At 41.2% G+C, this 14,078-nt stretch carries 9 protein-coding genes; 2 read left to right on the top strand and 7 right to left on the bottom strand.

What is annotated here, in order from left to right; translation table 11 throughout:
• Positions 1-5: 5 nt before the first annotated feature.
• From ACVW2L_RS08390 to ACVW2L_RS08365, 6 genes are read right to left on the bottom strand one after another with little or no spacing between them, the layout of a single operon-like run.
• Positions 6-1,643: a TldD/PmbA family protein gene (locus ACVW2L_RS08390; RefSeq protein WP_457127514.1), complete on the bottom strand. Its 1,638-nt coding sequence runs from the start codon at positions 1,641-1,643 to the stop codon at positions 6-8.
• Position 1,644: 1 nt separating this feature from the next.
• Complete coding sequence (locus ACVW2L_RS08385; protein ID WP_457127513.1) at positions 1,645-3,414, bottom strand: hypothetical protein; 1,770 nt, start codon at positions 3,412-3,414, stop codon at positions 1,645-1,647.
• 6 nt (positions 3,415-3,420) lie between these two features.
• A complete protein-coding gene (locus ACVW2L_RS08380; RefSeq protein ID WP_457127512.1) occupies positions 3,421-5,547 on the bottom strand; it encodes a DUF4175 family protein in 2,127 nt (708 codons plus the stop codon).
• Positions 5,540-7,024 carry a BatA domain-containing protein gene (locus ACVW2L_RS08375; RefSeq protein WP_457127511.1) on the bottom strand — a complete coding sequence of 495 codons (1,485 nt, stop codon included), beginning with the start codon at positions 7,022-7,024 and terminating at the stop codon, positions 5,540-5,542. Before ACVW2L_RS08375 ends, ACVW2L_RS08380 begins: the two co-directional genes overlap by 8 nt.
• A gap of 1 nt (position 7,025) precedes the next feature.
• A complete protein-coding gene (locus tag ACVW2L_RS08370; RefSeq protein ID WP_457127510.1) occupies positions 7,026-7,895 on the bottom strand; it encodes a DUF58 domain-containing protein in 870 nt (289 codons plus the stop codon).
• Positions 7,896-7,900: 5 nt separating this feature from the next.
• Positions 7,901-8,902 (bottom strand): AAA family ATPase, encoded by a 1,002-nt coding sequence (locus tag ACVW2L_RS08365; RefSeq protein WP_457127509.1) that lies wholly within the window; start codon positions 8,900-8,902, stop codon positions 7,901-7,903.
• A gap of 155 nt (positions 8,903-9,057) precedes the next feature.
• On the opposite strand from ACVW2L_RS08365, the gene ACVW2L_RS08360 reads away from it, so the two are divergent.
• Both ACVW2L_RS08360 and ACVW2L_RS08355 read left to right on the top strand, forming a co-directional pair.
• Positions 9,058-9,684 carry a DUF4159 domain-containing protein gene (locus tag ACVW2L_RS08360; RefSeq protein WP_457127508.1) on the top strand — a complete coding sequence of 209 codons (627 nt, stop codon included), beginning with the start codon at positions 9,058-9,060 and terminating at the stop codon, positions 9,682-9,684.
• Positions 9,685-10,141: 457 nt separating this feature from the next.
• Positions 10,142-11,263 carry an AAA family ATPase gene (locus tag ACVW2L_RS08355; protein WP_457127507.1) on the top strand — a complete coding sequence of 374 codons (1,122 nt, stop codon included), beginning with the start codon at positions 10,142-10,144 and terminating at the stop codon, positions 11,261-11,263.
• Positions 11,264-11,400: 137 nt separating this feature from the next.
• Here ACVW2L_RS08355 and ACVW2L_RS08350 read toward each other — a convergent pair whose 3' ends face one another.
• The gene (locus tag ACVW2L_RS08350) at positions 11,401-13,818 is read right to left on the bottom strand and encodes an ABC transporter permease (RefSeq protein ID WP_457127506.1); all 2,418 of its coding nucleotides are present in this window, start codon (positions 13,816-13,818) and stop codon (positions 11,401-11,403) included.
• Between the last annotated feature and the right edge of the window lie 260 nt (positions 13,819-14,078).

Here is a 14,078-nt window from a genome sequence, read left to right as displayed (position 1 = left end):
GCTTACTATCCTATCTTTCTTTTAGTGTTAATAACATTTACCCCATTAAAACGCGCAGTTGATGAACCATGCGATACAGCACTAACCTGCTGTGGTTGACCCTTACCGTCACGAAACGAACCGCCGAGACGATAATCGCGCTCATCGCAAACGCCAACGCACGAATTCCAAAACTCCCGGGTATTGGCCTGATAGGCTACATCATTTATTTGCCCAACTATCTTACCGTTCTTGATCTCATAAAACAATTGACCGCCAAACTGAAAATTGTAACGCTGCTGATCGATAGAAAAAGAACCGTTGTTCACTATAAAAATGCCTTTTTCTACGTTTTTGATCATATCGTCCTGTGAAAGCGGATTTTTGCCCGGCTTTAATGACACATTTGGCATACGCTGGAACTGAACAGTGTCCCAACTATCAGCATAACAGCACCCCTGCGATTGCGTTAGTCCAACCATTTTAGCCTGGTCACGAATAGCCTGTAAATTAACCAGTACGCCATCTTTAATTATTTCCCATTCTCCACATTTTACACCTTCATCATCATAACCTACCGCGCCTAACGATCCTTTTTGCAGTTTATCAGCGTGTATATTAACATGATCACTGCCATATTTAAAGTTTTTGGAGGTTAATTTATCTAAACTAACAAAGCTGGTACCCGCAAAATTGGCCTCATAACCTAATACGCGGTCAAGTTCGGTAGGGTGGCCCACTGACTCATGAATAGTTAACCACAAATGCGATGGGTCAAGCACCAGATCATATTTACCCGGCTCAACGGATTTTGAGATTATTTTCTCTCCAACATTTTTGGCAGCCTGGGCAATATCTTCTAAAAGATCATAGCGTTGTTTATAGCGGGTCACTACTCCCTTTACTTTTTCTGACTCTTTAGGTATCAAATATTCATAACTCATACCCATTGGCGCGCTTAACGCCGTTTGTGTTTGAAATGAACCGGCGCTTGGGTCGGTTTTAGTAACTGTAAAATCCGGATAAATGCGGTGAATATCCTGATCTATATAAGATCCATCGGTTGATGCAAAATACTTTTGCTCATTAATCATAGATATTCCGGAATTAACAAAACTGGCGCCGCCTTTAGTTGCTATAGCATTCGCCGTTAAAAGCAATTCAACTTTTTCTTTAATTGGTACCTCGAACGCATTTTTTTCGATGGGTGCTTTCCAGCTTATTTCTCCATAGCCTTTTTGTGGAGTTAACTCTACAGGCTTGCCTCCAATTTTAGCATTTGCTTTCGCTACCGCAACTGCACGAATGGCTGTTTTTGACATACCTTCCTTAGTTACGTCATTGGTAGCCGCAAAGCCCCAGCATCCGTTTGCTATAACACGGATACCTACACCAAACGATTCACTATTAGCTATATTTTGCACCCGCTGTTCGCGAGTTGATACAACCTGCGATAAGTATCTTCCAATACGCACATCGGCATATGATGCGCCCGCTGATTTTGCTGTGTTTAATGCCACATCTGCCAAAGCCTTTTTAACGGCTACGTCCATGCCATCCAATGCCTCTGAACATTCTATAGACCGCCCGAAGGCCGCAAGATTAGGCAGAAGCATTGAGCCTGCACCTATACCGGTTAAATAAATAAAATCTTTACGTCTCATATCAGTTATTATTAAAGAATTTGCTTTCGGCCCATAAAAAAGTGCAGGCCATTAAAAATAAGATAAAAAAGTATTCTTTAGGCACATACTCCTGGCTTTTCTTACCGCTTTTTTTAGGATATACCCGATTTTTGGGATATTGAGCAATGTGTTCGTTGGTAATCGCCTGCCTGGAAGCTGCTTTCAAGCTTTTCCAGTTATTTTCGCCCCAGACGTACCACCTATTAGCAGTATTATTGAGGATAATTTCTTGCCAGCCCGATTTATCAGGCCAATAGGTAGTGTTTTTTTTAAACAAGGAGGTAATATCCGTGGCCGGATATACTTTTGTACCATTTATTTCAATATTTTTTGCTGCTTCGCTATTTTCTAATTCCAGATTTATAGGTTGGTTGACTACAGGAATGGTGTTTTGTACAACCCAATTAGTCGTTGTAGGGACGCTACGCGAAACTTTATTTATCAATAATGACCATAAAGTATAATAATCATTTTTGTGGCCTTTTAATAACCACGTATGGCTGTTATTCAACGTTGTCAATACTAATTTTCCTGCACCAGCCAAGGTGGCAGCCACCAATATATGGTGTTGGTCATCGGCTGCTAAGGCTTGTATATTGTCTCGGTTATTGATGTATAATCGATCTGTATTTAGGTTAGCTGTCTTTTGATTTCCTTGAAGATATATGGTGGTAGCCTCAGCTTGTTTAGCCAAAATACGGCTTATGCTAATCTCACGTTGCAACCATGATACTGATCTGCCCGCACTATCGGCCCTGATTATAATCCCCAAGCCTTTTTTAAATACCGCTTCTTGCAGAACATTGCTCGCCGTTGAGTTAAGCGATTGGAGCAACGATTGATCGCTTATTAACACATCAAATTTGCTTAAAAGCTGTGCCGAGATAATGGTCTGGTCTATTTGTGCAGTATTGATAAATTCCTGGCTGATTTTCCCCTTTGTAATAGTAGACCGCGAAGCAACGCCATAACCATTTTCGCCTAACCAATTTTTTAAAAATTTGGTTTCAAAATCAGGCGAAGCCGAAAGAATTAAAACAGCTAACGGTTTTTTAGCATCTATAAACACCGGGATAGCCTCATTTTGTAAGGTATCCTTGCCATCTATTATCAATAAATTGTAGATGGCTTTACCCATTGACCTTGGTTTTGTTTTGAGCGTTATTGCCGTTTCTATGTTAGGGAGGACAATTGCCGAGTCCAGCGTAGTATTCAATCCAGTTAACAATAGTTTGTAATGCCTTTGAGTGCTGTTTTTATATTTTAGTTGTACAGTGAAATCTTCACCGGCTTTTATTTTATCTGTCCAGCTCAGGGCTACAATCCCGTCAGGAACAGCTGCAGGATGAAAAATAATTGATTTGTCACCCAATTGAGCTAATTCGTCCTTTGTTAATCCATAACCAAAAACTTGCAGGGGTGCTGAAACAAGTCCCAAATCACTTATCAAGGTCACTTTTGGATGTTCCCTATGGATTACTTTGTCAATTGTAAAAATGCTGTCGTTACTATTTGCTCTTAAAACGTCTTTACTAAACCCTTGGGTTAGTAATATATGACGAGCGTTTCCTTCTTTGTTGTCTGCCCAATAAGTTACAGGTAAGATCAGGCACGCTAAAGCCCATATTGCAATTATTGTTGCAGTTAAACGCAACAACAGGTACTGTCTTAATTCTCGTCGGTATTCCCGGTAAAGGCTCCATACCGCCATCGCTATGCAAATAAGTATCACTATAATAGTATGGCTCATTCGTGTTTACCTATTTGTTCTTAAGTTTTGATAATAATGTTGGGATAGACCCATATCGGGAGTACCTGGTTTGCTTTGCGGCAGCTTAGTGCTTTCAGGCAATGCCTTTTGTATAGCATGTTGAACAAGATCAATATCCTGCACCAAGGGGTAGGATGCCAAAACTATTCTATTAAGAGCATTTAGCGCCTTTAAATAAATTTGCGGCTGCGTTGATGCCTTTATACTTATCTGCTGTGTGGCAAGTTGTAAAATACGTTTATCGGCAAGGGTATATTTACGCGTAATTTTAAGCTGTTCTAATATCGGTATGGCATTTTTCAGGTTGATAAATTCGTCGTCTTTTTTTACTGTAGTTGATTTTTTAAACGGTTGCGTTATGGTGCCCAAATCGCCCGATAGTCGTTTATCTAACTTAAGAGGAGTTGGATCATAAGCGGTTTTGGCGACGTACGCACGCGATTTTTGTTGCAGATCTTTTAACAAACGTAAAGCCTTATATTCATAAGGTAACGCTTCGTTTGGTTTATAAAGGCGCAGTCGTAGTTCGGCGTTCCACATTTCGTTAAGGGTGGCTCTTAACTGTGCTTTTAAAGCTGGTTCAAGGAAAGTAGCAACTTCAGCATTATCGTGTTTATCGGTTAAAGCGTCAAGGATCATAGCGGAATTATTGAAATTTTCAACTTTGCTTAATTCATTCTTCTCACTCAATTTATCAATGTCAGATTCGTCTTCCTCACCTAAAAAACGGCCATAGCGCAGACGAAGCATTTTTTGGTCAATTCCAATATCGTTGGCTGTACTGTTAAACGCCTCTTTGCTCAGACTGTCTTTTTGCTTAAGCAACTGCTCTGTATCTATAATGATCTGCCTTTGGCTTCTGAAATATTCTGGTTTGATGCTACTGCTACTAACCAGTCCTTTCATACTCAACAAGGCTGCTGTATCCTGTATGGCTATTGTATAAACATCAGTACGTGTTTTTTGCTGACGGTTATCAAACGCTTCAACATAAAAATAGAGTTCATCTCCCGGCTCCATCTCAAACGCGGGCAAATCAAACAAATGTTGTAATGTATAGTGTTTGTTATGATCATAGAATGATTCGCCGAAGCTGATCTTATACGCTTTAAATTTAACGGCTTCGCCACTGCCTTTAGCTACTGTGGCATAAATAAATGCTTTGTTTATGCCATAATCATCTGTAAGTGTGGTTTTAAGTGTAACCTTTAGTGCTTCTCCGGCATCTATAAATGTGTACTGTTTAGGAGATTTTATGCTGACGAGCGGCGCGTTATCTTTAATAATGTCTACCTGGTAAAGGTCAGACAGTTTACCATCCGCGCTAACCTGGTAAAAACCGGGTTTATTAATTAGCCTTTCACCTGTCCATTCATCGCCATTTTTATTTGTTTTCAGTGTTATGTATTCCTGATTGTTAAACAAAAGGCTAAGTTTCTTAAGCGGAATATTTGTGCTGATGCGCCAACCAATAACCGAACCTTCCTCAGCTACAAAACCAAATTTATCCTGCTTATGCTTAGGTTTGCCCGTATAGACCGGTGGCGTAATAATAAGAGCAATAGATTCAATTTGGGGTAATACTTTTTCTTTGACGATTGGCGTGGACGAAATAATATTATCGCCGGTTGCATAACCAAATACAGTAACAAACCTCATTAAAAAAGTGATTATTACAGCAGCCAGCAAATATCCAGAAGCTATTTTGAGCCGTTTTAAAAATTCTTTTGGCAGTGATGGGATCTGGGCTATACCGCCTTCAATTCGTTTTAATTGCAATTTTTGTAAAAGCGTGAGATCAGCAGGTGATCTTAATATTAATTCTGCACTTTCTTGCAAGCGGGGATAAGTTTGATCTAAAAAAGCCGTTAATGACGCTGTCGTTATACGCCAGGACCGACGCGCGAAGGTGATTATTGCAAATGAAATAATAAACAATGGAACTAACCACCAAGGCTGTGGCAAAAACAGGAAACGGATTTTGTTTATGAGAAACCAGGCATTGCCTGCGGCTAAGGCAATGGCTATAGCCAGCAACGCATCGGCAAGTAATTGATAGCCAATCCATTTTTGCTTTAAGCTTTTTATTATATCCGCTCCGTGCTTAGCCATTTACCAACTCTTTTTTGTTTTTTGTGGACAGCCAGCGTTCGGTGGCAAAAGAGAATACCAATGCAAGCCATAAATAAAAGCTAAGATCCTTATAACTGTTAGGCTCATCATATATTTTACCGGCTGTAAACGCTGGCTTTAGCTGAGTGTCGCTTATTAACCTACGGTCATGTTGCGTAATATCATCCGCTATGGGCTGCGTTAATTCCAGTACCCATTTAGGGAATTCATTCTGCCATACCAGGTCGGTCCAGGCCGGATTAAAACGGCTGTAAAAATGGTAGGTGTTTAGTTGGGATTTTTGTTCGGAGGTGAGTATTGGGTTATCAAACCCATCAACCCAAACACTATTACCTACAACTTTTTTTGAGGTGACTATCTGGTACAAGGCGGTTTTGGCTCTTCCTTGAGTAAGTGTCTGTGCATTGGTATTACTTAGCCACGACTGTATTTTGGCTGATTTGCCGGGCTCATAAATAAAGAGATTTTTCGTTTTGGAACGAATATAACCCAAAAGTGGTTTTTCTGACAACCAATAGATCCAGTTTTGGTGATCCGGAATAGTGGCGGCATCTTTGTAGAATTTGATCACGGTATTACGTCCGGTTACTTGACTAACAGCTAATAAAGCTGCCTTTAAATAGTTTGCGTCAGGTATCGGATTGTCAGCATAAATAGCTATTCGGCATGTCGTAGTATCAACCGGTATTGTAGCATTTTCAAAACGTATAAACAGAATACCGTTATTGACAGACGATTTATAAACGCTATTTTGCCCATTAACGATGTCCTTGTATTGATAAAGGGTGCCCGTTGGGGTTGATGAACCCTGCAACACCCTGATTTTTCCGTCAGCCATTAACCAGGCACTAACCGGCCAACTAGCTACCGAATCTGCAGGAATATAAGTATGCCATTTGAGTTGCAGCGGTGTATTTGGTTTTTCGCCCTTAAAATGTTTAATTAAATTTGGTGTAAATAATTCAATAGGTGTTACTGGGGAAACCTGGTCGGCTAGTTGCTTGAGTAAAGACCAATAATTTAAAGTATCGTTATATTTCACGCTGTGAGTCTTTGCCTTGGATAGTTCCTGTTTACTAAATCCCGTTTCAAGAAAATGCAATTCATAGCCGGTGTTAGTTAATGAATCAATTTTAGCTTGAAAGTGGTTGTAAGTCTCTTTAAAATTTGCTGAGGGTAACAACACCCAGCCTTTGGCATTATTTGTTTTAAATCGTGTTGACAGTAGGGGTGCGGCAAGTAAAAAGGCCAGCAATAAAAGCAACAAGCACCTTACAAGTAAAAGCAAAATATCCAACAATTTAAAGATCCGGTTACTTGCCTGGGAAGATGCAGTGAATAATGAAATGCTGCCAACTTTAAGTGTTTTGCCAGGTTTAATATTCCATAAATGGATAATAACCGGGATACTGATAGCAGTAAGCGCAAACAGCCATATGGGGTTAGTGAGCAACATGTCAACTTTTATTCCTGGCTACCAAAAAATCGCGCAATGCTTTATCCAATGGGTGACTCGTGTTGATAACTTGGTGAACAATCTGTTTCCCTAATAACGCCATGCGGGTACTTGATAGGTGTCGTTGCAGGTTTTCTTTATAAGTTTTTACAAGTTGTCCATTAACGTCTATAGTTTCACCGCTTTCCAAATCTTCAAAAGTAGAGAAGCCCTTAAAATCCAATTCCAATTCGTTTTGCCCCATTAATTGAAACACGATCGGCTCGTGCCTTAATGCAGCCAATGAATCCAGCAATTTATTAATTTCGCCATCCTGCTGGTACATATCAGTTATAAAAACTAATATTTCTTTACGATTTGAGCCGCTAAACAATTCCTTATAATGCACAGGTTGCGTAAACCTTCCGGCCGGTTCAATTTGTGATAATTGGTAATACAACCGCTGTAAATGCTGAGGGTCGGGTCTTGATGCAAGCGAATACAAACTGCCGTTATTAAATACAGATAATCCCACCGCATCACCCTGTAGGTTGGCCAGATAAGCTAATGCTGCGGCGAGGAAACGTGCGTAATCTATTTTTTTAATACCGTTGTCTTCATGATTCATACTGGCGCTGGCATCTACCAAAAAACGCACAGATATGTTGGTTTCCATTTCCGATTGACGGATATAATACCTGTCAGATCTGGCAAACATACGCCAATCTAACCAACGCAGATCGTCGCCGGCCTGGTAACTTCGGTACTGGCTAAACTCTAAGCCGGGGCCCTTAATTGCACTTTTATTAAACCCGTTAAAAAAGCCATTAATGACCGTTTTTGCCAGTAAGGGCAAATCTTTAATGGTCATTAATACTTTTGGATCAAGCATGGCTGTTAAATGGTTTTTGACCGACCGATCAGTTTGATCAACTCTTCCGTCACATGGTCTGCTGTTATATTTTCGGCCTCGGCTTTAAAGTTCATTAGTATGCGGTGCCGTAATACCGGGTAAGCCATAGCATGAATATCTTCAGTTAATACAGCGTAACGGCCTTTTAATAAAGCACGGGCTTTTGCCGTTAAAATTAAAGCCTGGCCGGCACGCGGCCCGGCGCCCCAGCGAACCCATTCTTTAACATATGTAAGACTGGTAGTATCCGGGCGGGTGGCACGAACGATATGGCTCACATACTTTACCAGATCTGAGTTAATATTTACCTGCCTTACCAAAGCCTGTGCCTGCTGAATTTCCGTAGCAGATATGACCGCTTTTACATCAGGTTTTTGAATACCGGTAGTGCGGTTTAATATATCAAGCTCTTCCTGCTCGGTTGGGTAGCCTATTTTGATCAGTAATAAAAAGCGATCTAATTGCGCTTCGGGCAGAGGGTAAGTGCCGGCTTGTTCTATAGGATTTTGGGTGGCCAGGATAAAAAATGGTTTATCCAGCGGGTAAGTTTGTCCGCCATAAGTAACCTCACACTCCTGCATCGCCTCCAATAAGGCCGATTGTGTTTTTGGCGGTGTACGGTTTATTTCGTCTGCAAGAACAATATTTGCAAAAAGCGGACCTTTATTAAATTTAAAAAAACGTTTGCCTGTAGCATGATCTTCCTCCAATATCTCTGTTCCTATTATGTCAGTCGGCATTAAGTCCGGTGTAAACTGTATTCGCCTGAAAGCCAGTTTAAGTGCCTGCGACATCGTCTTAACTATCAGTGTTTTTGCTAGCCCCGGTACCCCTTCCAATAAGCAATGCCCCCCCGCTAAAAAAGCAACCAGTAATTCATCAAGTATATAATCCTGGCCAACAATTACTTTTTGTATTTCGGCTTTTAGCTGCGGAAGTTTATCCAGCAGTGCTTTTATTTCTAGTTCTGTCAGTTCAGCAGCCATCAGTAAATATTAATTTACAATATAAGATGCTTTTTAGATAAATAGAACAACTTGTTGTAAAAATCTTAACAGAGCGGCATAAAGATTATCACTTCGCTAAATAATAGTAACACCTACCTGAAATTTTATACTAATTTTAAAGTTTTAGTGAAAGTATGCCCTTCAAGTCAAAATTTACATTTGCACGATTAAGCTATCACTCGGGCGACTGGGATACCGACCAGCGTATGCCCTCTAATATTTTAAACTCGCTACTTGAATACACCACTATTCCAATAGATACAAAAGAGAAGGTGGTTGCGTTAAGCAGCGCAGAAATTTTTAATTATCCTTTCGTTTATATGAGCGGCCATAAACTGGTACAATTTGATAGCGTAGAACGGGCTAACTTTAAAAAATATGTAACGAATGGTGGTTTTGTTTTTGTTGATGACTGTAATCATGACATCGATGGTTTGTTTGCCAAATCATTTGAAGCGCAGATGACGCAACTTTTTGGCGCTTTGGCATTACGGAAGATTTCTAGTAACCACCTGATATACAGTTCTTTTTTTAAGTTTGAGAAGGGGCCGCCAAACACGGTGTTTGAGTTAAACGGTTGGGGCGACGATCTAATACACGATTACCTTAAAGCAATTCAAATTAATGGACGTATTGGTGTGTTGTACAGCAATAAAGATTATGGCTGCGAATGGGATTACGATTTTAGAAATAAACGTTTTTTAGCTGAAGACAACACTAAGTTTGCTGTGAATATAATAGTATACGCAATGGGCGGATAGCTTTTGCATGGGGAAGGAGGCCTGCATCTCCTTTACTATAAAGGCTTTTAGTTAATTTCCGCTTAGCCGCTAATTGGTGCTGCGGTATCTAACAAATCATTTACCCTAAAGCCTTTCAGGAAACTGGAAGGCTTTTTTTTACGCAATTCTTCTTCTATAAATGCGGGTGTTGCAAAAAATAAACGTTCCCCATAAAGAAAAATTTTAATTATCTGTATATCAGAATTTTAAGTTTTTTGTTGGAATGCAATTTGCGGCACTAAATTAGTATGCAATTTACCTAATATGTTAATTACCAGTGTAATATAAATTATTGTCCTGTTTTTTTATGCAACGCTTTAGCAACACAATAGCAACAGTTTAGCAACACTTTTACAACACCCATTTTTGGGTACTGACAAAGTTGTGTCACCATTTGGCTTGCAGATCCGCCGTATCTTGCATAAAACCTTAAAATATGGATCACGCAAACGCAGCCCTCTACCCATCGCGCCCCGCCGAAATTGAATTGATACGCGATATGGCCCGCGGAGCTTTAACCGCTAAACAAAAAAAACAACTGGAAAAGGAAATACGCGCAGCGCCCGACAGCAAGGACGCGTTTATTATGCGACCGGCTGCCGATTGGCTCACCAACCGGGTGGTATCAGCAACACCAGATAAACTTTTTGGCGATTTTTGGTACCGTGGCGAGTTGTGTATCCTGTTTGCCGATACCAACGTGGGCAAATCTATACTGGCCGTGCAGATAGGTAATGCCCTGAGCAGCGGCGAACCCGTGCCGTTACTGGGCGCCCCGCTACCCGCAGAACCTGTTTTGTATTTTGATTTTGAACTGAGTGCCGAGCAGTTTGAGCAGCGGTACAGCAGCCATGCAAACGGCCCTTATAAGTTTAACCCTAACTTTTACCGCCTGGTGCTTAACCCTGATGCTACCGGCGCGCAGCGGTTTAAAAACTATGCCGATTATATGAATAACGCGTTGGAGAATACCATCATTAGCACCGGCGCGCGCATCGTTATTCTGGATAATATTACCTGCCTGCGCGGCGGTACCCATGCTGCCGAAAGCGCCATCAGCCTGATGCGCAACCTGCAGGCCCTGAAGCAAAGGTACGGCCTGTCTATACTGGTGTTGGCGCATACGCCCAAGCGCAATCCCGATAAACCCATCAGCAGGAACGATCTTCAGGGCAGTAAAATGCTTATCAATTTTGCCGACAGCGCCTTTGCCATGGGCGAAAGCCAGACCACGCCGGGCACACGCTATCTTAAACAAATAAAGCAACGCAGCGGTACAGAATATTATGGCGCGGCCAACGTGTGCCTTTGCAGTATTAATAAGCGCGGTAATTTTTTAGAGTTTGATTTTAAGGGTTTTGACGACGAAGCCACCCACCTTATGAACTACAAGGAGCGGCAGCGGCGCAACCTGGAAGAAAAGATTATGCAAATGCACCAGCAGCGCTTAAGTGTGCGTGTTATAGCCGCGCAAACGGGAGTGTGTTATACCAGTGTGTTTAGGCTGATGAAGAGGTTGGAGAAGGATGGCAAGGGTGAAGTCGATAATCAAGAATAATAAATTCGTCTTTGCGAGGTAAGCAGCATCTCTGAGCGAGAGAGTGTGCAGTAGGTTGGTCGCGAGTAGTCTGCTTGGGCTGAGCAGCATACTCGCGCCAGCCGTCAATATCGACTTTGAAAAAGAAATTGCAGGGTTTAGTCCGAACGCAGACTATCTATTGGGTTGGCAAAAGCAACTTTTATAGTTTGTAAAGTAATTAAAACGGCTGTTACTATTGTCAATAATATTATCGACAATAAAAACGGTATTGCAGATATGTTTATTCGGTATGCGAAGTCACCCAGCCAGTTGTACATGGTGAGATAGGCTAATGGACACGCGACCGCACCTGCTATCAGCACCACGCCTAAAAAATCTTTTAGGAAAAGTGCAATGATTCCACCTACCGATGAACCCAGCACTTTTCTTATACCAATCTCTTTGGTTCGTTTTTGAATGTTTAAGGTTATGAGCCCAAATACACCCGATAATACAATAATGATAGATAGAACTGTCGCGATATAGGCAGCTTTTTTTAATTGCAATTCAGAAGCGTACACTTTAGCAAGTGCGTCATCCATAAAATGATACTCAAACGGAGCCCCGGGCATTAGCTGCACCCATTTGCTTTGAATGGCGCTTAAGTTGGTCTGCATATTACCCGGTTTTACCCTTATCGTGAAATAACGGTACACGTGTATGTTCTGCACGTTCCTATACACTTGCGGCTTTATTTTATCATGCATCGAACCGAAATGGTAATCGTTAACTACACCTGTAATTATAAACGGCCACTCAGTGGTGTAAGCAGGCATCATTACTTTTTGTCCGACTGATTCCTCAGAGATTTGCCAACCCAATGCTTTGGCTTCCGTTTCATTGATCACTAATTTGTTACTGTCAGCATCTGAAAATATGGGGCTGAAAAATTGACCGGCCTTTATGGATATGCCATAAGTTTCAGCAAATTTATTATCGGTGGTTAACCCTTGGGCGCTAATAGGTTGTAAAGGGTTTGCGCCTTGCCGGTAGATCAGAATGTTACCGCCATTACCACCATCGGGTATTTCGAATGATAACGAAATGTGCTGAATTTGCGGCATTTGCGACAACTGATCACGAATACCTAACATTTTATTAACCCCCACAAGCGACCAATCCCTCGGCAATTGGGCATAGATAAGGTAATCTTTGTTATAACCTAAATTCCCGTTAAAAAATAAACTTATCTGCTTTGAAATAATTGCCGTCCCTATCAAAACAACTGCAGCCGTAGCAAACTGAAAAGCAACCAGCGTCTTGCGTAACCACACTGTTTCCCTAGCAGAATTCAGTTTCCCTTTAAGCGATTCAACCGATTTTAGCCCTGATAATACAAAGGCAGGATACAAACCCGCCATAATACCGATAAATAAAGCGAATAAAACAGGCGCCCCTATAAAATATAGGGGAAATGAGAACAATCCTGTTATGTTTTTCCCTAAAGCATCACTCATGTAGGGCCGGGACAGCAAGTAAATAAGTAATGCCAAAATAGTAGCCAGTGATGTGATAATTATCGATTCGACTAAAAATTGCCACACTAATTGTTTCCGCATTCCGCCTAATACTTTGCGGATTCCCATTTCACGTAGACGCCTTGATGAGCTTCCGATACAGATATTTACAAAGTTGATAATGGCCATTAACAAAATAAACAGTGCGATACATGATAATGTGCGCATCATTTTTTTAATGATTCCCCCTTCTGATGTTAGGTTATAATCATGCAAACTCACCAAATATGGCGTAAGGTTGGTGCGAATCACATCATCCGTCTCATATCTTTTCATCAAATCTTGCATAGCCTTATTAACCGCCTTTGGATCAACTCCGTTTTGCAGTTCTACATAACCAACAGTATTGGTATTGTTCCAACCATTTATGCTGGTCGCGCCGGAGAAAAAGAAATCAGAATTGTTGCGGGGACCAGTATGATTATGCGGGTCGAGATTTGTTACGGAATTTGCGGGCAGCTCATCCAGCACACCGCTGATCATAAAATCGTGCTTTTCGCCTTTCGTGTTTTCAAATCCCAATGTTTGTCCCGTTACATCCTTTCTGCCAAAGTATTTAATGGCGGCATCCTGAGTAATAACAACAAAAAAAGGATCGTTCAAGGCGGTTTTGACGTCACCATATAACAATTTAAAACCATACATGGTGAGCAAGGTGCTATCGCCGGTTTGTATGTTTTCGCGATAACGTGCTTCGCCTTTAGAGACTATGGTTGCCGCAAGGCCGTAGCGGTAAAAATTGCGGATCAGTCCGGGATAATTCTCTGCCAGCGCCTTCGGCAATTCGGCTATCTGACCAACCTCGTTCCCCATATTTGGATCCTTCCATTTGCTGAGGATGATATATTGATTATCGGCATTCGCCAATTCTTTATTTACCTGAAATTCGCCCCAAACATAAGCGCCTATAAGCATAGTAAACGCTATACCTGCTGATAACCCTAAAATATTAATGAGCGACAATATTTTGTCTTTCCAAAGGTAACGCCAGGCGATGGTTATATAGCTTTTGAGCATAGCGTGGGGGATATTTTTTGAAGGTATATAAATTTTAACCAAATGGATGCCGAAGATTAATATATTAACAAACGATAATAAACGTAAAAAACAGTACAATTATATAACCCGAGGGGTCTTATCGAGAGAGACCGCGGACGCATGACGACTCTGTATTGCCGCACAACCATATGCTTGCTTCTTGAAGCAGTTGATTCTGTGTGCCCTTGTCGGTCTAAATGCGTGGACCAGTTAGCGATATTTTGTAAATTAGCAACATG

Source organism: Mucilaginibacter sp. HD30 (genome assembly GCF_054061755.1).
This window is presented reverse-complemented; position numbering and strand designations above follow the sequence as displayed.